General features: G+C 72.3%; 8 protein-coding genes. 3 read left to right on the top strand and 5 right to left on the bottom strand.

Features of this window, described 5'->3' with window-relative positions; translation table 11 throughout:
* Window positions 1-172 precede the first annotated feature (172 nt).
* Window positions 173-17,374, top strand: a complete 17,202-nt coding sequence (locus QR64_RS15010; protein WP_052227317.1) for a non-ribosomal peptide synthetase — start codon at window positions 173-175, stop codon at window positions 17,372-17,374.
* A 33-nt stretch (window positions 17,375-17,407) separates the two neighbouring features.
* On the opposite strand, the gene QR64_RS15005 is transcribed toward QR64_RS15010, so the two are convergent.
* Together QR64_RS15005 and QR64_RS15000 are read right to left on the bottom strand one after the other, a co-directional pair.
* Window positions 17,408-17,977 carry a zeta toxin family protein gene (locus tag QR64_RS15005; protein WP_019289576.1) on the bottom strand — a complete coding sequence of 190 codons (570 nt, stop codon included), beginning with the start codon at window positions 17,975-17,977 and terminating at the stop codon, window positions 17,408-17,410.
* A complete protein-coding gene (locus QR64_RS15000; protein WP_039585981.1) occupies window positions 17,974-18,360 on the bottom strand; it encodes a TA system antitoxin ParD family protein in 387 nt (128 codons plus the stop codon). Before QR64_RS15000 ends, QR64_RS15005 begins: the two co-directional genes overlap by 4 nt.
* A gap of 206 nt (window positions 18,361-18,566) precedes the next feature.
* On the opposite strand from QR64_RS15000, the gene QR64_RS14995 reads away from it, so the two are divergent.
* Window positions 18,567-19,637, top strand: coding sequence for a class I SAM-dependent methyltransferase (locus tag QR64_RS14995; protein ID WP_019289578.1), 1,071 nt, complete (start codon window positions 18,567-18,569; stop codon window positions 19,635-19,637).
* Window positions 19,638-19,706: 69 nt separating this feature from the next.
* Window positions 19,707-20,072 carry an HNH endonuclease gene (locus QR64_RS14990; protein WP_039585980.1) on the top strand — a complete coding sequence of 122 codons (366 nt, stop codon included), beginning with the start codon at window positions 19,707-19,709 and terminating at the stop codon, window positions 20,070-20,072.
* Window positions 20,073-20,088: 16 nt separating this feature from the next.
* Here QR64_RS14990 and QR64_RS14985 read toward each other — a convergent pair whose 3' ends face one another.
* From QR64_RS14985 to QR64_RS14975, 3 genes are all read right to left on the bottom strand, one after another.
* A complete protein-coding gene (locus QR64_RS14985; RefSeq protein WP_152640958.1) occupies window positions 20,089-20,634 on the bottom strand; it encodes a hypothetical protein in 546 nt (181 codons plus the stop codon).
* A gap of 1,106 nt (window positions 20,635-21,740) precedes the next feature.
* Window positions 21,741-22,673, bottom strand: a complete 933-nt coding sequence (locus tag QR64_RS14980) for a TAXI family TRAP transporter solute-binding subunit (protein ID WP_039585976.1) — start codon at window positions 22,671-22,673, stop codon at window positions 21,741-21,743.
* Window positions 22,670-24,097: a sensor histidine kinase gene (locus QR64_RS14975; RefSeq protein WP_039585975.1), complete on the bottom strand. Its 1,428-nt coding sequence runs from the start codon at window positions 24,095-24,097 to the stop codon at window positions 22,670-22,672. Before QR64_RS14975 ends, QR64_RS14980 begins: the two co-directional genes overlap by 4 nt.

Genomic DNA, 24,097 nt, shown 5'->3' with positions numbered 1-24,097 from the left:
GTCGCACCCAGCCGGCACCAGTACCACTGCTAACTGCGAAGAGCCTTGTTCGTCAACACCGTCGCGCTGCGCACCGCCGTACCCGCCGACCTGTCCTTCGCAGACGTCCTCGCCGCGGTGCGCGACACCGACCTGGCNCACCGACCTGCCGTTCGACCGGCTCGTCGACGCCGTGGTGCCCGCACGCTCGGCGGCCTACTCGCCGCTGTTCCAGGTGATGCTCGCCTTCTCCGACACCACCGGCGCGCACCTGTCCCTGCCCGGCCTGTACGTCGACATCGCCGAAATCGACACGCACACCACCAAATTCGACCTGCATCTGCAGCTCGGCGCGGTCGCCGACGGCGACGGCCGCACCCACGCACTGCGCGGCGCGCTGTCCTACGCCACCGACCTGTTCGATCCCGCCACCGCCGCCGCGATCGGGCAGCGCCTCGTGGGGCTGCTCGAGACGGTCACCGCGGATCCGGCGGTGCCGGTCGGCGACGTGGAGCTGCTCACCGCCGACGAACGCCGCACCGTCCTCGACACGTGGAACGCAACCACCGCCGACACCGGACCCGCCACCACCCTCGGGGAACTGTTCGCCGCGCAGGTCGCCGCGACCCCGCACGCCCCGGCCGTCACCGTCGACGGCCACACCCTCGGCTACGCCGAATTCGACGCGGTCACCAACCGACTCGCGCGGCGGTTGCTGCGCGCCGGCGCCGGACCGGACCGGGTGATCGCCCTCGCCGCGCCGCGGTCGCTGGATCTGCTCGTCGGCATGTACGCGATCGTCAAGAGCGGTGCCGCCTACCTGCCGCTGGATCCGGAGCATCCCGCCGAGCGGCTGCGCTACGTCCTCGACACCGCCGCCCCGCGCGCGGTGCTCACCACCAGCGATGTCGCCGACGCCCTGCCCGACACCGGCGCCGAGGTGCTGCGCATCGACCGCCTCGACCTCGCCGACGAATCCCCGGCGGCCCTCACCTCGGCGGATCGACCGGAGCCGACCGGCGCGCATCTCGCCTACGTGATCTTCACCTCCGGCTCCACCGGCCGCCCCAAGGGGGTGGCGGTGCCGCACGCCGCGATCGCCAACCGGTTGCGCTGGATGCAGCACACCTATCCGCTGACCGCCGACGACACGGTGGTGCAGAAGACCCCCGCCACCTTCGACGTGTCGGTATGGGAGTTCTTCTGGCCGCTGCAGGTCGGGGCGCGGCTGGCCGTCGCCGCCCCCGGCGGGCACCGCGATCCCGGTTACCTGCTGCGGCTGTTCGCCGAGGAGCGGGTCACCGTGGCGCATTTCGTGCCGTCGATGCTCGCGGTGTTCGTCGACGCCCTGCACGGCCGCGGCCGGGAGCCGCTCGCGCTGCGGCACGTGTTCGCGTCGGGGGAGGCGCTGCCCGCCGAGACCGCCGCCGCGCTACGCGAGGCGCTGCCGCACACCGCCCTGCACAATCTGTACGGGCCCACCGAGGCCGCGGTGGACGTCACCGCCTGGACCACCACCGACACCGATGCCGGGTCGGTGCCCATCGGGCGCCCGGTGTGGAACACCCGCACCTACGTGCTCGACGCGCGGCTGCATCCGGTGCCCGCCGGCGCCGCCGGCGAGTTGTATCTGGCCGGGATCCAACTCGCCCGCGGCTATCTCGACCGCCCGGGCCTGAGCGCCGACCGGTTCGTCGCCGACCCGTTCGAGGCGCCGGGGGAGCGGATGTACCGCACCGGGGATCTGGCCACCCGCCGCGCCGACGGTGCCCTGATGTACTTGGGGCGCACCGACTTCCAGGTCAAGATCCGCGGTCTGCGCATCGAGCTCGGGGAGATCGAGCAGGTGTTGCGCGCCCGCGAGGAGATCGGACAGGCGGCGGTGCTCGTCCACCACGGCGCCGACGACCGGCTCACCGGCTATCTCGTGCCCACCCCGGGCCGCAGCATCGACACCGCCGCGGTCACCGCCGATCTCGCCGCGCACCTGCCGGATTACATGGTGCCCGCCGCCCTCGTCGTCCTCGACGCGCTGCCGGTCGGCCCCAACGGCAAACTCGACCGCAACGCGCTGCCCGCTCCGCCGGCACCGACCGCCGCCGGTGGCTACCGGGCGCCGCGCACCCCCACCGCACAGCTCGTCGCCACCGTCTTCGCCGACCTGCTCGACGTCGACCGGGTCGGCGCCGACGACCACTTCCTCGACCTCGGCGGCACCTCCCTGCTCGCGATGCGCGCCGCCGCCCGGCTCGCCGCGGACACCGGCGGTGAGCTCGGCATCCGGGAGATCTTCGATCATCCGGTCGTCGCCGATCTCGCCGCGCATCTCGACCAGCCCGACCGCACCGGCGCCGGGCGCGGCGCCCCGGTGGCCGGGCCGCGCCCCGACCCGGTCCCGCTGTCCCCGGCGCAGCAGCGGATGTGGTTCATCAACCAGTTCGACACCACCTCCCCGGCCTACAACATCGCCGTCGCGCTGCGCCTGAGCGGCAGGCTCGATCAGGCGGCGCTGCAGCACGCCATCGGCGACGTCGTCGCCCGGCACGAATCGCTGCGCACCCGCTATCCGCTCACCGACGACGGGCCCGTGCAGGTCGTGGTGCCCACCGGCGCCGCCGTCCCCGATCTGGTGATGCTCACCGTCGACGACGGCACCGACCTCGACAGCGAGCTCACCCCGATCCTCGCGGCCGGATTCGATGTGGCCACCGAGATCCCCACCCGCATCCGGGTGCTCGCCCTGGCCGAGGACGAGCACGTGCTCGTGCTCGTCGCCCACCACATCGCCGCCGACGGTTTCTCCATGGGGCCGCTGGCCCGCGACGTCATCGCCGCCTACAGCGCCCGCCACGCCGGCCAGACCCCGCAGTGGACCCCACTGCCGGTGCAGTACGTCGACTACACCCTCTGGCAGCACCGGGTGCTCGGCGACGACACCGACCCGACCTCCCTGGCCGCCGAACAGCTCCGGTTCTGGCGCGCAACCCTCACCGGCGCCCCGGAACTGCTCGAACTGCCCTTGGATCGGCCGCGCCCGGTGCAGCCGTCGCGGCGCGGCGCCCGCATCCCGTTCACCCTCGACGCGGCCGCGCACCGCCGGCTGCTCGACATCGCCCGCGCCCACGACGCGTCGGTGTTCATGCTGGTGCACGCCGCACTGACGGTGCTGCTCGCCCGCCTGTCCGGCAGCGACGACATCGTCGTCGGCACCCCCGTCGCCGGGCGCGGCCACCGGGCCCTCGACGACCTGGTCGGCATGTTCGTCAACACCGTCGTGCTGCGCGCCCGCGTCGACGACGACGAGCCGTTCACCGCGCTGCTCGACCGCATCCGCACCGGCGACCTGACCGCCTTCGGGCACACCGAGGTGCCCTTCGAGCGGCTCGTCGAGGTCCTCGACCCGCCCCGCTCGACCGCCTACACCCCGCTGTTCCAGGTGCTGCTCGAATTCCAGGACACCGAACGCCCCGAGATCGAACTGCCCGACCTGTCGGTGCGGGTGATCGACCTCGACCCGATGCTGGCGCTGTTCGACCTGCAGCTGTCCATCGCCGAGACCACCGACGCCGACGGCCCCGCCGGCATCCGCGCGTCGTTCACCTACGCCACCGACCTGTTCGACGCCGCCACCGTCGCCTCGTTCGCCGACCGGTTCGTGCGCATCGTCGAGGCGATCACCGACACCCCCGACATCGCGGTCGGCAACATCGACATCGTCACCGACCGGGAACTGGCCGACCTGGCCCCGGCGCGGGGCCTGCCACCGGTCTCACCGCAACTGTGGCCGGAACTGCTCACCTCGATCGCCGCGATCCTGCCCGACGCGGTCGCCCTGCGCTTCGCCGACCGGCAGATCACCTACGCCGAACTCGACGCCTGGTCCACCCGCGTGGCGCGGCTGCTCGTCGACGAGCACCGGATCGGCCCGGAAACCGTCGTCGCGCTCGCGCTGACCCGCTCGCTCGAATCGGTCGCGGTGGTGTGGGCGGTCACCAAGACCGGCGCGGCGTTCGTGCCCGTCGACCCCGCCTACCCACCGGAGCGGGTGAGCTACATGCTCACCGACAGCGCTGCCGCCCTCGGCATCACCACCGCCGCGCACCGCGACGCGCTGCCGGTGCAGGTGCCGTGGCTGGTGCTCGACGACGACGCCGTCGCCGCCCGGATCGCCGCGACGAGCGACGCACCCATCACCGACGCCGACCGCACCGCCGCGCTGCACTTCGACCACCCGGCCTACCTGATCTACACCTCCGGCTCCACCGGCCGCCCCAAGGGCGTGGTGGTCACCCACCGCGGCATGACCAACCTCAACGCCGAGGTGCGCAGCCACTTCACCATCACCCACCAGGCTCGCGTCTCGCACCTGGCGTCGCCGAGCTTCGACGCGTCGATCTTCGAGTTCACCAAGGCGTTCTGCGCCGGCGCCACCCTGGTGATCGTGCCGCCGGACGTCTACGGCGGCGACGAACTCGCCCGGCTGCTGCGCGAGGAGAAGGTCACCCACGCCTTCATCACCCCCACCGCGCTCGCCTCCCTCGACCCCACCGGACTCGACGACCTCGAGGTCCTCGTCGTCGCCGGCGAGGCCTGCCCACCGGAACTGGTGGCGCGCTGGGCACCGGGACGGCGCATGTTCAACGGCTACGGCCCGTCCGAGGCCACCATCGAGACCAGCGTCAGCCCGCAACTGCGGCCCGGGCATACCGTCACCATCGGCGGCCCCGCCGTCGGCTTCCACCAGACCGTCCTCGACGACCGGCTGCGGCCCGTCCCCGTCGGGGTGGCCGGCGAGCTGTACATCGCCGGGCCGGGCGTGGCCCGCGGCTACCATCGCCGCCCCGACCTCACCGCCGCCCGGTTCGTCGCCGACCCCTACGGCACCCCCGGCGAACGCATGTACCGCACCGGGGATGTGGTGCGCTGGCGGCACGACGGCACCGTCGAATATCTGGGCCGCTCCGACTTCCAGGTCAAGGTGCGCGGCTTCCGCATCGAACTCGGCGAGATCGACGCCGCGCTCACCGCCCACGACGCGATCGTCTTCGCCCATACCATCGGGCACCCCGCACCCAGCGGCGACACCGTGCTCGTGTCCTACATACTGCCCGACACCACCGACACCACCGCCACGCAGATCGATCCGCGGGCACTGCGCGCCTGGGCCGCGGCGCGGCTGCCCGGTCACATGGTGCCCGCCGCGGTGGTGGTGCTCGACGAGCTGCCGCTGACCCCGGTCGGCAAACTCGACCGCCGCGCCCTGCCGGTGCCGGACCTGACACGGCTCGGCGGCGACTACCGTCCCCCGAGCACCGACCTCGAGGCAACCGTCGCCGAGATCGTCGCCGAGGTCCTCGGGCACCCGCAGGTCTCCGTCGACGACAACTTCTTCGATCTCGGCGGCAACTCGCTGATCGCCACCCGCGTCGTCGCCCGCCTCAACGCCGCGCTCGGCACCGACGCCGGGGTCCGTGCCCTGTTCGAGGCGCCCACGGTGCGGGCGCTGGCCGCGCGGATCCTCGACGATCACGGTGGGCACGGACGGGTGCCGCTGGTCGCCGCCGACCGGCCCGAACGGTTGCCGCTGTCCCCGGCCCAGCAACGCATGTGGTTCGTCAACCAGTTCGACACCACCTCCGCCGCCTACAACATTCCGCTCGCCATCCGCCTGTCCGGCCGCCTCGACGTCGCGGCACTGACCGGAGCGGTGCGCGACGTGCTCGACCGGCACGAGAGCCTGCGCACCTGGTATCCCGGCGACGAACAGGGCCCGCGCCAGGTCGTCGTCGACACCGACCGGGTGCTGCCGGCGCTCACGGCGCGGCCGGTCACCGGCGACGACCTGCCCACCGACCTCGCCGACTTCGTCGGTGCCGGTTTCGACGTGGCCGCGGCGGTGCCGGTGCGGCTACGGCTGTGGCGCCTGGACGAGCACGCTCATGTCCTGGCGGTGGTGGTGCACCACATCGCCGCGGACGGCTCGTCGATGGCGCCGCTGGCCCGCGACCTGATGCTCGCCTACACCGCCCGCACCGGCGGGACGGACCCGGATCGGTCGCCGCTGCCGGTGCAGTACGCCGACTACGCCCTGTGGCAGCGCCGGCTGCTCGGCGACCCGGACGACCCGACCTCCCTCGCCGCCGCGCAGCTGCGGTTCTGGCGCGACACCCTCGCCGACGCCCCCGAACTGCTGCCGCTGCCCACCGACCGGCCGCGCCCCACCCAGCGCAGCTTCCACGGCGCCCTGCACCGCTTCACCGTGCCCGCCGACGTGCAGCGGCGCCTCGAGGCGCTGGCCGCCGAGCACGACACCACCGTGTTCATGGCCGTGCACGCAGCGTTCGCGGCGCTGCTGGCCCGTCTGACCGGCACATCCGACATCGTCATCGGCTCCCCGGTCGCCGGTCGCGGCCACCGCGCCCTCGACGACCTGGTCGGCATGTTCGTGAACACCGTGGTGTTGCGCACCCCCGTCGACGGGGCGCTGTCGTTCACCGACCACCTGCACCGCACCCGCGAGATCGACCTCGCGGCCTTCGGGCACACCGAGCTGCCCTTCGAGACCCTCGTCGACGTGCTCGCCCCGGCCCGCGAGACCGACCGGTCCCCGCTGTTCCAGGTGGTGCTCGAATACGGCAACACCGAACGGGCCCACCTGGTGCTGCCCGAACTCGAGGTCGACGCCCTCGACCCGGAGCTGCCCGTCGCCAAGTTCGACCTGCAACTGACCCTGCAGGATCCAGACCCGACCGGAACAGGGGAGAGCGACGGAATGCCCGCGGCGTTCACCTACGCCACCGACCTGTTCGATCCCGACACCGTCGCCTCCTTCGCGCAGCGGCTGGTGCGGCTGCTCGACGCGGTCACCGCCGACCCGCACCGCCCCATCGGCGACGTCGACCTGCTCACCGACGACGAACGTCCCACCGCCCCGGCGCCGCTGCGCCCGGCCACGGCGAGCGTGCTCGGCTCCGCCTCGGCGTCGCTGCTCGATCTGTACGCCCGCGGCGCCGGACTCGACCCGGCGGCGATCGCGGTCACCGCCCCCGACGGGACGCTGCGCTACGACGAGCTCACCGACCGGGTGCAGCGCCTGGCGCGGCTGCTCGTCGAGCACGGCGCCGGACCCGACCGGCTCGTCGCCGTCGCCCTGCCGCGCGGCACCGACCTGATCGTCGCGCTGCTCGCCGTATTGCACAGCGGCGCCGCCTATCTGCCCATCGACGTGGCGTTCCCCCCGGACCGGCTCGCGTACATGTTCGACGACGCGGCCCCGGTGTGCCTGCTCACCACCGCCGACCACGCCACCGCTCTGCCCCCGCACACCCCGCCGATCGTGGACCTGCACGACCCGGCCGTGCGCACCCGCCTCGACGAGATGCCCAGCGGCGGTGACGGATTGCCACGCGTGCACCCGGAGGCGGCGGCGTACGTCATCTACACCTCCGGCTCCACCGGCCGCCCCAAGGGCGTGATGGTCCCGCACCGCACCGTTGTCACCCTGCTCACCGACACCACCGAGATGTTCGGTTTCGACGCCTCCGATGTGTGGACACTGTTCCACTCCTACGCCTTCGACTTCTCGGTGTGGGAACTGTGGGGCGCCCTCGCCCACGGTGGCCGGCTCGTCGTCGTCGACTACCACACCGCCCGCAACCCGCAGGAATTCCTGGCACTGCTGCGCCGCGAACGGGTCACCGTGCTCAACCAGACCCCGACGGCCTTCTACCAGCTCATCGACGCTGACCGCGCCGCCGGCACCGACCTGCCGGCGCTGCGTCGGGTGATCTTCGGTGGGGAAGCCCTCGACTTCGGGCAGCTCGACCGCTGGTACCGGCGCCACGACGACACCGCCCCGACGCTGGTGAACATGTACGGCATCACCGAGACCACCGTGCACGTCACCGCCCGCACCATCACCCGCGAACTCGCCGCCACCGCCGCGGCAAGCCTGATCGGCCCACCGTTGCCGTCGCTGCGCCTGCACATCCTCGACAACCGGCTGCATCCGGTGCCCACCGGGGTGATCGGCGAACTGTACGTCTCCGGCGCCCAGCTCTCCCGCGGCTACCTGCACCGCCCCGATCCGACCGCCACCCGGTTCGTCGCCGACCCGCACGGCGCCCCCGGCGACCGGATCTACCGCACCGGGGACCTGGCGCGCCGCACCCGCGACGGCGAGATCGAATATCTCGGCCGCGCCGACTTCCAGGTGCAGCTGCGCGGTTTCCGCATCGAGCTCGGCGAGATCGAAGCGGCGCTGCTGCGCGCCCCCGGTGTCGGCCGCGCCGTGGTCGTCGTCCACACCGACCCGGCCTCCGGTACCGACCGGCTCGTCGGCTACGCGGTACCCGAACCCGGCCACGACCTCGACGTCGACGTGGTGCTCGAGCATGCCGCCGGGGAACTCGCCGCGTACATGCTGCCGTCCACCCTGATGGTGCTCGACACGCTGCCGGTCACCGCAACCGGCAAACTCGACCGGCGCGCGCTGCCCGCCCCCGACTTCGCCGCCCGCACCACCGTCTCCCGCGCCCCCGCGCGCGGCCACGAAACGGTGCTGGTGGAACTGTTCGCGCAGGTCCTCGGTCTGCCGACGGTGGGGGTGGACGATTCGTTCTTCGCCCTGGGCGGCGATTCGATCATGTCCATCCAGCTGGTCTCCCGCGCGAAGGCCGCCGGCCTGGACCTGACTCCGCGCGAAGTGTTCGAACACAAGACCCCCGCCGCGCTCGCCGCCGTCGTCGGCACCGCCACCCCCACCGAAACGCTCGCGGAGCTGCCCGGCGGTGGGGTCGGGGACATGCCGCTACCGCCGATCGCGCACTGGATGCTCGACCGCGGCGGCAGCATCGGCCGCTACTCGCAGGCGCTGCTGCTGCGCCTGCCCACCGGCCTGGACGCGGCGACGCTGCGAGCGATCGTCACCGCGGTCCTCGACCGGCACGACATGCTGCGCGTGCACCTGCACGCGGTGCCGGACGTCCCCGGCGGACACGTCCTGCACGTGCCCGCCCCGGGCAGCGTCGACGTCGACACCGTCATCCACCGGGTGCCGGTGACCAGCGCCGCGGACAGCGACGACTTCTTCGCCCTGGCCGCCGCCGAACTCGACGCCGCCGCCGACCGCCTCGACCCGCACAGCGGGCGGGTGGTGCAGCTGGTGTGGTTCGACGCCACCAGCGGCGCCGGCCGACTGCTCATCGTCATCCACCATCTCGCCGTCGACGGGGTGTCCTGGCGCATCCTCGTCCCCGACCTGGCCGCCGCGTGGGCGGCCGCCGCGGCCGACGGCGCCACGAGTGGTGCGCTGCTGCCCCCCCACACCGGCACCAGCGTGCGCCGCTGGGCCCACGCCCTGCGCGACGCCGCCCCCACCCGCCGCACCGAACTCGACTTCTGGCGCGCCACGCTCGACGGACCGAACCCGCCGCTCGGGCACCGCCCCTTCGATCCGGTCCGCGACACCAACGCCACCGTCATCACCGTCGCCACCGAACTGCCCACCTCCGTCACCGAGGCGCTGCTCACCGCCGTGCCCAACGCCTTCCACGGCGCCGTCGACCACGGCCTGCTCACCGCACTCGCCCTCGCGGTGGCGGCGTGGCGCCGCGACCGCGGCCACCACCCGGCCCAGCTGCTGCTCAACCTCGAAGGGCACGGCCGCGACAGCAATGCCGCCGCCGGCGCCGACCTGTCCGGCACCGTCGGCTGGTTCACCACCATCCACCCGCTGCGCCTGGACCTGACCGGCATCGACCTCGACGACGCGCTCGCCGCCGGCCCGGCCGCCGGTCGCGCCGTCAAGACCGTCAAGGAACACCTCGCCGCCGTCCCCGACCACGGCACCGGCTTCGGGCTGCTGCGCTATCTCGACCCCGACACCGCCACCGAACTCGCGAACGCACCGACGCCGCAGGTCAGCTTCAACTATCTCGGCCGCCCCACCGCCGGGGTCACCGACACCGACACCCCCTGGCTGCCCATCGACGGCTTCCCCCACGGCGGGGCACAGAGCCCGAACATGCCCGCCGCCGCGGTGCTCGACATCAACGCCGTCACCACCGACACCCCCACCGGGCCGGTACTCGAGGTGCACTGGTCGTACCCGGCCGGGCTGCTCGACGACACCGACGTCACCGCCCTCGCGCACCACTTCGCCACCGCCGCCACCGCACTGACCCGGCACACCCGCAGCCCGCACGCCGGTGGCCTGACCCCCTCGGATCTGCCGCTGGTGCGACTGCACCAGGACGTCATCGAACGCCTCGAGCAACGCTACGGGCCCCTGGACACGGTGTGGCCGACCGCGCCGCTGCAGACCGGGCTGCTCTTCCACGCCCTGCTCGCCGGGGACCGCCCCGACGCCTACATCGTGCAGCTCGTCCTCGACCTGCGCGGCGAGGTCGACGCGAGCCGGATCCGCCGCTCCCTGCAACTGCTGCTCGACCGGCATCCGGCGCTGCGCGCAGCGTTCCCCGCCGCCGGCGACGGACACGTCCAGGTCATCCCCACCCACGTGGAGGTGCCGTTCACCGTCGCCGACACCAGCGACGACCCCGACCCGGACGACGCCGCCGCGCAACTGCTCGCCCTCGATCGACGCACCCGCTTCGACACCGAGACCACGCCGCTGCTGCGCGCGACCGTCGTGCACACCGGCCCGGGCCGGCACCTGCTGGCGTTGACGAACCACCACCTGCTGCTCGACGGCTGGTCCACCCCGGTGCTGATCCGGGAACTGCTGATGCTCTACGCCACCGACGCGGACCAGCGGGCACTGCCCCCGGCGCCGCACTACGGCAGCTACCTCACCTGGCTCGCCGACCGCGACCCGGAAGCCTCCCTCGACGCCTACCGCCGCGCCCTCGCCGGAGTGGACGAACCGACCCTGCTCGCCCCGCAGCACCGTCCCGGCACCACCGCCGGGATCTCCGAGGACCTCGACCTCGACCTGGACACCGCTCTGTCGGTGCGGCTGCACGACACCGCCACCGCCCGCGGCGTCACCGTCAACACCCTCGTGCAGACCGCCTGGGGTGTGGTGCTCGGCGCCCTCACCGGCCGCACCGACGTGGTGTTCGGGGCGACCGTCTCCGGGCGGCCACCGCAGATCCCCGGCATCGAGGCGATGGTCGGGTTGTTCATCAACACCGTCCCGGTGCGCATCACCGTGCGGCCCGACGACACCGTCGGTGCGCTCGTCGACCGGGTGCAGGCCGAACAGGTCGCCCTGCTCGATCACCACCATCTCGACCTGGGCACCCTCGACCGGCACCTCGGGGCCGCCGTGCGATTCGACACCCTCACCGTCTTCGAGTCGTACCCGGTCGAACGCGCCGGTCTCGACCGCGACACCGACCTCGGCGGCATGCGGGTCGCCGACATCACCGGCCGCGACGCCGCGCACTACCCGCTGTCGGTGGTCGTGCACACCGACACCGCGGTGCACCTGCGCATGAAATACCTGCCGGAGGTCTTCGACCGCGACGCCGTCGCCGCGATCGCCGCGCGCATCACCGCTGTGCTCGACGCACTCACCGGCGACCCGGCCGCCCCGATCACCGCGCTGCCGGCACTCACCGCCACCGAGCAGGACGCGCTGCTGCCGGTGCACGGCCCGGCCGGGGGCAGCGACGTCGCCCTGCCGCAACTGCTCGCCGCGACCGCCGCCGCACACCCAGACCGGCCGGCCCTGCGCGAGGGGGAGCGGGTGCTCACCTACCGCGAACTCGACGAACGCTCCACCCGGCTGGCGCGGGTGCTGCTGCGCCGCGGCGCCGGACCAGAGACCTTCGTCGCCCTCGGCATCGCCCGCTCCGTCGAGTCGGTGACCGCGATGTGGGCGATCACCAAGACCGGGGCGGCGTTCGTGCCCGTCGACCCGCGCTATCCGGCCGAACGCGTCGCATTCATGCTCGACGACTGCGGCGCCACCGTCGGTGTGACCACCACCGCACACCGCGACCGGCTCCCGGACACGGTGCCGTGGCTGCTGCTCGACGACCTCGACCGCGACGCCGCGGGCGAGGACACCACCACGATCGACGACACCGACCGCCCCGCTGCGCTGCGGCTCGATCATCCCGCCTACCTGATCTACACCTCCGGCTCGACCGGCCGCCCCAAGGGTGTGATCACCACCCACCGCAGCCTGGACAACTTCGCCCGCGACCAGCGCAGCCGCTTCGGTGCCGGACCCGGCGCGCGGGTCATGCACGTCTCGTCGCCGAGCTTCGACGCGTCGATCTTCGAATACCTCCTGGCGTTCGGGTCCGGCGCCGAACTGGTGATCGTGCCCCCGCACATCGTCGGCGGCGCCGAACTCGGCGCGCTGCTGCGCGAGCAGCGGGTCACCCACGGGTTCATCACCCCCGCCGCGCTCGCCTCCCTCGACCCGGCGGATCCGACCGACCTCACCGATCTCGCGGTCGGTGGGGAGGCGTGGCCGGCGGACCTGCAGGCCACCTGGGCGCCCGGGCGGCGTCTCGTCGACGCCTACGGGCCCACCGAGACCACCATCATGGCCGCGATCAGCGACCCCCTGGGCGTCGACGACCCACTGACCCTCGGCGGTCCGCTGCGCGGGGTGCACGCCGTCGTCCTCGACACCGCGCTGCGACCCGTGCCGTTCGGTGCCGTCGGTGAGCTGTACCTGGCCGGCTGGGGCCTGGCCCGCGGCTATCACGCCCGGCCCGCGCTGACCGCCGCCCGGTTCGTCGCCGACCCCTACGGCGCCCCCGGCGAACGCATGTACCGCACCGGGGACCTGGTGCGCTGGGTCGGTGACCTCGACCGGCGGGATCTGCGCATCGAATACGTCGGCCGCAGCGACTTCCAGATCAAGATCCGCGGCTTCCGCGTCGAACTCGGCGAGATCGACGCCGTGCTCGCCGCCCACCCGGCCGTCGGATTCGCCGCCACCGTCGCGCACCGCGCCCCGAGCGGAGAGACGGTCCTCGTCGCCCACCTGCACCCCGCACCCGGCGCCGACATCGACCACGCCGCTGTGAAATACCATGTCTCCGAGCATCTCCCGGCGCACATGGTGCCCACCGTCATCAGCGTGCTCGACGAGATCCCGCTGACCCCCGTCGGTAAACTCGACCGCGCCGCCCTGCCCGCACCGAACCTGACCGCCGGCACCGGCGACCGTCCGGCACCCACCGACCCGCTCGAGTCGCTCGTCGCCGACGAACTCGCCGACGTGCTCGGCCTCGACCGACTCGGCGTCGACGACAACTTCTTCGACCTCGGCGGTAACTCACTGCTCGCCACCCGCGCCGTCGCCCGCCTCGGCGACCGGCTCGGCCGACCCGTGCCGGTGCGCGCCCTGTTCGAAGCCCCCACCGTCGCCGCGCTCGCCGCACACCTCGACCACCGGCCCACCACCGAGGTCGAGGAACCCACCGCCGACACCACCTCCGGCCCGATCGCCGGACCGCGCCCCGAGCACATCCCGCTCTCCCCGGCGCAGCAACGACTGTGGTTCATCAACCAGTTCGATCCGACCTCCGCCGCCTACAACATCCCCCTGGCGATCCGGTTGTCCGGGCATCTGTCCCCGGCCGCGCTCGGCGCCGCCCTGCACGACGTGCTGGCCCGGCACGAGAGCCTGCGCACCATCTACCCGGCGTCGGCGGCCGGACCGCACCAGCGGATCCTCGCCGCCGCCGACGCCCCGCTGCCGCTGGACGTGGTGCCCGCCGGAGAGGACACCGTGCACACCGCCATCGCCGACTTCCTCGGCGCCGGATTCGACGTCACCGTCGACATCCCGGTGCGGGCACGGGTGTTCTCCTTCGGCCGCGACGACCATCTCGCCGTGCTGGTCGTACACCACATCGCCGCCGACGGCGGCTCCACCGGCCCGCTGGCCCGCGACCTGATGATCGCCTACGCCGCCCGCAGCCGCGGCGAGACCCCGGCGTTCGGACCGCTGCCGGTGCAGTACGCCGACTACACCCTGTGGCAACTCGACCGGCTCGGCGACCCGGACGACCCCGGCACCCTCGCCGCCGACCAGACCACCTACTGGCAGCAGCGCCTCGCGGGGCTGCCGGAGGTGCTGCCGCTGCCCACCGACCGGCCCCGGCCGCCGCAGCAGTCCTTCCGCGGCGACATCACCCGCTTCACCGTCGACGCCGATCTGCTCGCCCGGCTGCAGCAGCTCGCCGCCGTCCGGCACAGCACCGTGTTCATGACCGTGCACGCGGCGTTCGCGGTGCTGCTCGCCCGCCTGTCGGGCAGCGACGACATCGCCGTCGGCTCGCCGGTCGCCGGTCGCGGACACCGCGCCCTCGACGATCTGGTGGGCATGTTCGTCAACACCGTCGTGCTGCGCACCCCGGTGCCCGCGCAAGCGTCGTTCACCGAGCTGCTCACCGCCGTCACCGACAGCGACCTCGATGCCTTCGCGCACGCCGACCTGCCCTTCGACCGGGTCGTCGACGCGCTCGCCCCGACCCGCTCGACCGCACACTCACCGCTGTTCCAGGTCTCCATCGAATTCCACACCGCCGAACTGCCCGCGGTGGAACTGCCGCACCTGAGCGTGCAGGGCGTCGCCCTCGACCCGACGGTGTGCAACTTCGACCTCGAACTGCTCATCGGGGAGAACGCCGAAGGTGGCCTCGACGCCGCCTTCGTCTACGCCACCGACCTGTTCGACGCCGAGACGGTGCGTGGCTTCGCCGACCGGTTCACCCGGCTGCTGCACGCGATCGCCGCCGACCCGCACCGTCCCGTCGGCGATCTCGACCTGCTCACCACCGCAGAACACACCGCGCTGGTGCCCGCCATCGGACCGCAGGCCGAACCGGCGGTGCTGTGGCCGCACCTGCTCGACACCGCCGTTGCCACCGCCCCGGACGCGGTCGCGGTCGTCGACGACGACCGGCAGGTCACCTACCGCGAACTCGACGCCCGCGCGCACCGGCTCGCGCGGCGCCTGCTCGACCGCGGCGCCGGACCCGAACAGGTGATCGCCCTGGCGATCCCGCGCTCGCTCGAATCGGTCACCGCGGTGTGGGCGACGGTGCGCAGCGGCGCGGCATTCGTGCCGGTCGACCCCACCTATCCGGCCGACCGCATCGCCTTCATGCTCGACGACAGTGCCGCGCGCATCGGCATCACCGTCGCCGCGCACCGCGACGCGCTGCCCGACGAGGTGGACTGGCTCGTCCTCGACGACCTCGACCTCACCGCCGGGCCGCTCGCACCGATCGACGACGCGGACCGGCCGACGGTGCTGCGCCCGGATCATCCGGCCTACCTGATCTACACCTCCGGCTCCACCGGCCGCCCCAAGGGCGTGGCGGTCACCCACCGCGGCCTGGCCTCCCTCGCCCGGGAGGAACGCGACCGTCTGCAGGTCACCGCCGCGGCCCGGGTGTCGCATCTGGCGTCGCCGAGCTTCGACGCGTCGATCTTCGAGCAGATAATGGCGCTGTGCGCCGCGGCGACGCTGGTGATCGTGCCGCCGCACGTCTACGGCGGCGACGAGCTCGCCGCGGTGCTGCGCGCACAGCGGGTCAGCCACGCCTTCATCACCCCCACCGCGCTGGCCTCACTCGACCCGCACACCGTCCCCGAACTGCACACCCTGCTCGTCGCCGGCGAAGCACTCCCACCGGAGCTGGTGGCACGCTGGGCGCCGTCGCGGCGGGTGATCGACGCCTACGGTCCCACCGAGGCGACGATCATGACCTCCCTCGGCGAGCCGCTCACCGTCGGCGAACCCGTCACCATCGGCACCCCCAGCCGCGGTTTCCACGCCCTGGTCCTCGACGGGCGGCTGCAACCCGTCCCGGTCGGGGTGGCCGGGGAACTATATGTCGCCGGGCCGGGTCTGGCCCGCGGCTACCACGACCGGCCCGCGCTGACCGCCGCCCGGTTCGTGCCCGATCCCACCGGCTCGGGGGAGCGGATGTACCGCACGGGGGATCTGGTGCGGTGGACCACCGATCATCGCCTCGACTACGTCGGCCGCACCGACTTCCAGGTCAAGATCCGCGGCTTCCGCGTCGAACTCGGCGAGATCGACGCCACGCTGACCGCGCACCCGCAGGTGGTCTTCGCCCACACCCTCGGCCACACCGCCCCGTCCGGGCAGGCCGTGCCGGTTTCCTACCTCCGCCTCGCCCCTGATACCGACATCACCGCCGCCGAGGTGAAAACGTTCGTCGCGCAGCATCTTCCGCCGCACATGGTGCCGGCGGTGATCACCGTGCTCGACAACATCCCGCTCACCCCGGCCGGCAAACTCGACCGCGCCGCGCTGCCCGCCCCGGATTTCACCGCCCCGGTCGGGGACTACCGGGCGCCGCGCACCGACCTCGAAAAGCTCGTCACCGACCTGTTCGCCGAGCATCTCGGCCTCGACCGGGTCGGTGTCGACGACGACTTCTTCGACCTCGGCGGCACCTCGCTGCTGGCGACCCGGTTGCTACCGGCGCTCGGGGAACGACTCGGGCGGCGGGTGCCGATCGCGTCGATCTTCACCCATCCGACCCCGGCAGAACTCGCCGCACACCTGAGCAGCGGCGAGTCCGAGGAGAGCAACGGCATCGACGAGGCGTTCCGGGTGCTCGTGCCGCTGCGCCCCGGCACCGGCACCGCGCTGTTCTGCATCCATCCCGCCGCGGGGCTGGCCTGGCCGTACAGCGCCCTCGCGCACCGCCTCGACGACGACCGGCCGGCCTACGGTCTGCAGTTGCCGGCCCTGTCCGGTGGTCCGCGGCACGACACCATCACCGCGCTGGCCCGCCACTACGTGCGGGAGATCCGCCGGGTGCAGCCGCACGGCCCATATCACCTGCTGGGCTGGTCGCTCGGCGGGGTGGTCGCGCACGCCGTCGCCGTCGAACTGCGCCGCGACGGGGAGATCGTCGACACCCTCGCCCTGCTCGACAGCCACCTGATGGTCGGGGCGTCCCCGGCCGTCGGCACCCGCGACATGCTGCGCGATCTCGGGCTTCCCGTCGACGACGGTGAGCCGAGCTTCGAACACGCCGCCGCGGTGCTCGACGAGGCGTTCGGGGGCGGCACCGGCCTGACCGCCGCCCACCTCGAACGGCTGCACGCCGGGTCGACCGACACCGCCCGCGCCGCGCGGCGGCACGAACCGGACACCTTCGACGGGGACGCGTTGTTCTTCACCGCGGCCCGCTCGGAGACCCCGGTCCCGGCGGTGGCGGCCTGGCACAACGTGATCGCCGGCGAGATCCACCAGTACCGGCTCGACTGCGATCACCACGAGATGGTGAGTGCCCGGGCGGTAGAGACGATCGTCGCGGTGCTCTCGGCGCGGCTGACCGAGAGCGACGCGGCGCTGCGCCGGTGGGGACGAGTCGCGGTGCAGGTCGCCGGACGCAACGGGGACCGCCGGAACTGACCTCGACGCATCCGCCCACCGGGCCCGGATCTCTCAGCCGAGCCCGGTGAGCGCCGCCGGCGCCCATCCCGGCCAGCGCACCGCACCCACCGGCACCCCGCCGGCGAACCGCGCCACCACCACCGGGGTCCCGGACGCCGTGTCGTACACCGACGCCTGATCGGCGCGGCCGATCGCTTCGGCCACCAGCGGCCACAACCGCCGATAACGCGCCCGGATCTTGTCCTCGGGCACCGCATGCCCACCGGAGGCCACCCGGTGCTGTACACGCAGCACCGACATCGCCTCGGGCACCAGCATCACGTGCAGCACCACCGTGAACCCCACCTCGTGCGCGCGGTCGATCAACTCCAGCTTCGACGGATGCGAGAACACCGTCTCCGCAATGAACGACCGGCCCTGCCGCAGCAACCGGTCCCGCGCCGCCGCGGCGAGCTGCGCCGCCTCGTACGACATCTCCTCCGCCCGGTCGGGCCAGCGCTGCCGCGCGATCACATCCGCATTGACGAACACGCTGCGCGGCAGCAGGGGAGCGAGGGACAACTCGACGAACGTCGACTTGCCGGAACCGTTGGGACCGACGATCAGATCCAGACGCCTCATGCGTCGTCGAGCACCCGGCGACTACCGTCGGGACGCTGCTCGACCAGCCGGCCTTCGTCGTCGAGCACCACCGTGGTGACCCCACGCGCGGCGAGAATCTCGGCGTAGTCGGTGCGGGCCAGCCCGTCCGCCAGGCGCGCATCGATCTCCGCGTCGAACAGCCGTCCCTCGGCGGCGGTGAGCTCGCTCAGCTCCCGTGTCCCGGCCAGCGCCTCGTGCACCCGGTGCAGGGAGGCGGTCTCGTGGGCGGTCATCGCGCGGCCGATGCGGGCCCAGTACTCGAGTTGCTGGCGTCCGGTGCGGTTCTGGCGGCCGCCCTCGGCGATGGCGCTGTCGACGAGTTCGGCGTCGAAGCGGGTGACCTTGTCGGTGGATGACGTCATGACGGCCTCCTGATGTTGCAGTCTGCTACAAGCGTAGCTGTCTGCAACACGCCACGCACCCCCGAATCCTCCCGCCACCACCCGGTTCGTGACCTCCCGCTACGCACCGCCACCCGGATCGACACCCGATCGAACCCGAGCCGTCGCCGCGGAACCGGCCACGCGACCTACCGTGAGCGAGTACTCCCATCGCCAGGAGGTGCGTGATGACCACGGAGATGCACGAACCCGACCAAGCACGACTCGAGCAGACCCTCGGACAACTCGTCGTCGACATGGGTGCGGCCATGAACGGCGCACTGGTGCTCATCGGCGCCGAACTCGGACTGTGGCGCGCGCTCGACGAAGCCGGCCCGGTCAGCAGCGAACAACTCGCCGACCGCACCGGCATCCGCGAACGCTATCTGCGCGAATGGCTCTCCGCCGAGACCGCCAGCGGCTATCTCACCTACGATCCCGACGCCGGAACGTTCAGTCTGGCACCGGAACACGCCATGACCCTCGCCCGCGAGGACAGCCCCGTCTACCTGGCCGGCGGCTTCCACCTGATCGGCTCCGTGTACAAGGACCGCAGCCGCATCGCCGAACGCATCCGCAACGGCGAAGGTTTCGGCTGGCACGAACACGATCCCGAACTGTTCGTCGGCACCGAACAGTTCTTCCGCCCCGGCTACCGCGCCAACCTCGTCGACGTGTGGCTGCCCGCCCTCGACGGGGTCGTCGACACACTGCGCGCCGGCGCCACCGTCGCGGACATCGGCTGCGGCCACGGTGTCTCCACGACCCTGCTCGCGCAGGCGTTCCCGCAGTCCACCATCCGCGGCTTCGACTACCACGACGCGTCCATCGCGCGGGCGACGGAACTGGCCGCGGAGGAGGGCGTCGACAACGCCACCTTCACCGTCGCCTCGGCGACCGACTTCCCCGGATCCGACTACGACCTGATCTGCTACTTCGACTGCCTGCACGACATGGGCGATCCCGTCGGCGCACTGCGGTACGCGCGCGGCGCGCTCGCCGACGACGGCGCGGTGATGCTCGTCGAACCGTTCGCCCGCGACAGCCTGCCCGAGAACCTCAACCCGGTCGGCCGGATGTACTACGCCGCATCGACGGTGCTGTGCACCCCGTCGTCCCTCGACCAGCCGGTCGCGCTCGGGCTCGGCGCGCAGGCCGGGGAGCGACGGCTCGCCGATGTCGCGGCCGAAGCCGGATTCGGCACCTTCCGCCGCGCCACCGAAACACCCTTCAACCTCGTCCTCGAAGCACGCCCCTGAAACAGTCTCCGGGAAACCGGATCGGACTCATCGGCGACTACGGCGGCGCCGATAGGCGACGATCGGAGGATGGACCGCGTCACCCGACTCTCGCTCGCCCTGGACCGTCAGGACGGGCGGTGCCTGTGGTGTGGACGGGAGTTCGGGCAGCTGATCACCCCGACCACCGATCATCTGGTGCCGCGCCTGAAGGGCGGGCCGAGCATCACCGCCAACGAGGTCGCCGCGTGCCGACGCTGCAACGCCGACCGCGGACACATCGCGCCGGTCGAATGGCTCGACCGGTGCCGGCAGCGCGAGGGCTGGTCACCCGACGAGGAGCTGCTGTCACGACTGCTCGAGGAGCTCGCCGACGAACTCGTCCGGGTCGGTGGTCATCGCCGTGCCCGGGATTATCTGTCCGCGCAGTTGCGGCGGTTGCGGCGAGCGTCATAATGCACGGGAGGCGAGATTAATACGTCACTGTGACGTTTCTGGGTTTATCGTCCGAGGCGGAGGAGGGGAGTCCGCACCCTCGACCCGGCGGGACGCGACCCGCAGACAGGCCAGGACGAGCACTGCGACCCCGACGGCCACCGCGGACGCGACAGGCGAGCAGATCCCGCTCGCCGCCAGGAGCGTCCGCCGTCCACCCGAGTTCCTCGCACACCGCCGCAACGAAATACGCACCGACGACCGCCACGAGGGAGACCGAGATGCCGGACGGACCGGTACCGGCGACCACGATGGATACGACCAGTACCAGCGCAGCTGATACAAACAGTGCGACGATCAGCCACAGCGCGCGCGGCAGCGTGCACATGCGCCGCCGGGCCGACTCGCGCCCGCCGCCGGCGGCGAGGGCCGCAAGTGCCGGGCAGACGAACATCAACGCACTGACCGGCAGACGCGCACCGGTGATGTCGAATTCACCGTCGGTGAGTGCACCCCAGAGATAGAGCGGGACGGTGTTGATCGCGAAGACCACCCAGGAACGCAGGAGCCGTGGTTGCGTCACGGTCGACCTTCCCGGATCGCGTTGTCACTGCCGCGCCGATGATATCGACGCAGATAGGTGTCCACAGCGGGACCCGCTAGACCACGTGAAAACGTCACTGTGACGTTTTCACGACGGCTGGGCGGACAGGCAGGGGGCGAGGGCGGCGGGCCCGGAAGGTCGTATCGGGCGTCCGAGGCGGCGAACCGACACCAGGCGGCGGACCGGTCCAGGCACGGCGAATGCGCGGCAAGCTCGAGCGCCGGGAGCGCGTCGTGCGGCGCGGTTCGCACGTCGCACGAGGCGGAGGGAACAACGCGCGCCGGACGGCACGTCGCACGACGCGATGCAGTGCGTGCGACGACGGCTCGAATCTGCGGATCAGGGACGTCACTCGGCGGCATCGGGATTATCAGCGCCGAACCCCAGGTCACCGCCCATATCCAAATTGCCGATAATCTACATTATGTTAACTAGAGTGGAACCGGACCTCCTCCGGACAGGTGCGGCAGGGCGTCCGAGGCGTTCGGAGATCCCTGGTTCGCCCCGGATCGATGCGATGGGCCCCACCGCCTCTGGCTCGAGTCCGGCTCACCTCCGGACTGCGACCGGCCTGCCGGCGCCCGTGCCGGATCGAGCCGCCGATCCGCTCGACGCGCGTTCGGCCGCTCGTGCATCGGGTGCCATGCGGCAGCGACGCGCACACTGCACCGACCCACGGTTCACCGATGCGGCGTTGCGGCAGCACCGTGTGGTCGTCTCGCGTGCGCGTTGCGCGCCGCAGATCGCGCGGACGATGCGCATGTTGGTGGCGCGGGATCATCCCGTCCCCCGGGGTGCTGCGACCACCGATCGCCCCTTCTCGCCTCTTCCACATTTGATGGATAATCACCGTTATCCATGAATCGTGTTGGCTGCCAACGAATTTCACGCACACAGAGGTGAACGGTTCCATTGTGCCCCGCGCATGTCCCCTGCACAGCCGATCCGGTCCCGATCTCCTCGAACCTCGAGGGCGAGCCCGATCTCCGCACCGCATCCCACCGACACCAGCGCATGCCTTCCACCCCACTATGTGCCTGGGTCGGCACGATTCAGGGCCCCTTCTCCCCTGTCCGCCCGTCTCGTCAGCCGTGATGACGCCGGTACGCGGCCACCGCTCCCGGATGCAGCGGGACATCGGCCGTGACGATCAGCGACTGCCGGTCGAGGAACTGACTGCCGGTGGCCTGGGCCGGCACGAGTTCGGAGGCATGGTCGACGAGCAGATCCACCAGTGCGGCGGCGGCCTCGTTCGACACCGATGCCCCGGCGAGCAGCAGGTTGCCCAACCCGATAGTGGCGACGGCGTCCGGCTGCCCGTAGGTGCCGGGCTGGATGAGCACCGGTTCGTATCGCGGACCGAATCGGGCCCGCAGCGGTTCGAGGAGCACGGACAGATCGATCAGCCGCAACGGCACGCCCAGGTTCGCGAACGACGGGGTAGGAACACCACCCGCCCACAGCACCGCGTCGATCTCGCCGTCCACCAGCGCGCGACCGGCGTCGGCCATCGACAGGTGCACCCGGGTGACGGCTCCCGGCTCGGCGAGCCCGGCGACGGCGAGGATGCGTTCGCCGGTGAATTCGGCACCCGATCCGGGAGCGCCGAGGCTGATCCGTGCGCCCCGCAACTGGGCGATCTTCCGGATCGGTGAGTCCGCACGCACGGCCAACTGCATGTAGTTCTCGTAGACCCGTCCGATCGCCGTGAACCGCGCGCCCTCGTCGTGGGCACGCACCGCGACATCGGTGAGGGTCAACGCCAGCTCCGCATTCCCCGCCGTCAGCGCGGCGAGATTGGTGACCGACCCCGGGGTGCGTTCCGGCACTATCGCGATGGGCAGGCCCGCCCGGTCGGCGGCGGCCGCGGTGAGTTCGGCGAACTCCCAGAAGAACCCACCCTCCTCCCCTGCCGCCAGGATCAGTTCCTCACGCTCTCCGGTGCGCGTGCAGCCGGCGGCGGCTCCGCCCACCGCCAGCAGCGCGACGGACCGCAGGAGATCGCGGCGGGTGATCATGATGCCTCCGCGCGGGAGTCGGCGGGCAGGGTCAGGGTGACGGCCAGTCCGTGCGGGTCGGCGGCGGCGAGGTCGAGGGTGCCGCCGCCGGTCTCGACGAGCGCGACCGCGATGGACAGCCCGAGGCCGGTGCCGGGCCCGTCGGCTCGGGACCCGCGGAAGAACCGGGAGGTGAGGGCGCCGAGCTCATTGGGTGCGACTCCGGCGCCGTCGTCCTCGACGCGGATCCGGATGGTCCCGTCGTGGTGTCGGGTGGTGATGCGGACCCCGGTGGCCGCGCGGGCGTACTTGCTCGCGTTGCTGAGCAGCACATCGAGCACCTGAGCGAGATGGTCGGCGGAGAAGCCGGCCTGCAGGCGCTGCCCGGACGGTTCGTCCACGCTGACGGTCATACCGGCCTCGGCCAGGGCCTCGGACCAGGCATCCGCGCGGTCGGCGACGACGGCGCCGACATCGCACCCGTCGTGCCCGTCCGTCTCGGTGATATCGGTAGGTGATTCGGCGGTGGCGAGGGCGAGCAGGCCGTCGAGGATGCCGCCGAGCCGGTCGACTTCGACGGCCGTGCGCCGATAGGTCTCCACGCCGGTGGCGCCGACGTGCGGTTCGAGGGAGTCGAGTCGGATGTGCAGGGCGGCGAGCGGGTTCCGGAGTTGGTGCGCGGTGTCGGCGATGAGCTGTCTCTGGACGCGGGTGGACGTGCGGACCGCCTCGGACATGGTGTCGAAGGCCTGCGTGAGTTCCCGGACCTCCGGGGGGCCGTGATGCCGGACCGAGGTGGTGGTGTCCCCGGTCCGGGAGCGTGGATGCAGCGCCGGGACGCTGTCGGTGAGCGCCGCGACCCGCGCGGTGAGCGCGGTGAGCGGGCGGACCGTCCACCGTGACAGGGCGGTCGCGAGGATGGTGACGAGCACGAGCGCCGCCGCTGCGCCGGTGACGATGAGCAGCCACGAGGTGCGGATGTCGTGGCGGGCGGCGTCGGTGGACACGTCGACGACGACGGCTCCTTCGACCTGGGCGCCGGTACCCACCGGCACGGCGAGCAGTACCCGGTGCGGGGACCACGGGGTCAGCGGACCGCCGATGCCCTGTTTCTGGTTGCGCAGACCGGCGGTGATCGCCTCCGGCACACCGGGGTCGGTCGGGGTCAGGCCCGCGCTCGCGCGGGGTGCGCCGCGCGCGTCGACGATCAGCACGCCTTCGTCGTAGAGCCGGTGGTAGCGGGTGACCTCCTCGTCGAGCAGGGCGGTGCTGCCGGGGGCGCGCATCTGGACGGCGAGGGTGGCGAAGTGGTGGGCGTCGGCTTCCCGGTTCGCTCCCAGGACGGCGGTGCGGCCGGCGCTGGTGGCGAGAGCGAGCGGTACGGCGAAGGCGACGACGGCGACGGTCGCGAAGACGAGCAGCACCGCCAGGACGCGTCGCTGCAT

This window comes from Rhodococcus sp. Chr-9 (assembly GCF_000801125.1).
Taxonomy (GTDB): Bacteria; Actinomycetota; Actinomycetes; order Mycobacteriales; family Mycobacteriaceae; genus Rhodococcus; species Rhodococcus pyridinivorans.
This window is presented reverse-complemented; position numbering and strand designations above follow the sequence as displayed.

Excerpts from the sequence above, each read along its gene's own strand:
- QR64_RS15005 (WP_019289576.1), bottom strand. The coding sequence starts at position 17,977 with ATGAGGCGTCTGGATCTGATCGTCGGTCCCAACGGTTCCGGCAAGTCG.
- QR64_RS15000 (WP_039585981.1), bottom strand. The coding sequence starts at position 18,360 with ATGACGTCATCCACCGACAAGGTCACCCGCTTCGACGCCGAACTCGTC.
- QR64_RS14995 (WP_019289578.1), top strand. The coding sequence starts at position 18,567 with ATGACCACGGAGATGCACGAACCCGACCAAGCACGACTCGAGCAGACC.
- QR64_RS14990 (WP_039585980.1), top strand. The coding sequence starts at position 19,707 with ATGGACCGCGTCACCCGACTCTCGCTCGCCCTGGACCGTCAGGACGGG.
- QR64_RS14980 (WP_039585976.1), bottom strand. The coding sequence starts at position 22,673 with ATGATCACCCGCCGCGATCTCCTGCGGTCCGTCGCGCTGCTGGCGGTG.
- QR64_RS14975 (WP_039585975.1), bottom strand. The coding sequence starts at position 24,097 with ATGCAGCGACGCGTCCTGGCGGTGCTGCTCGTCTTCGCGACCGTCGCC.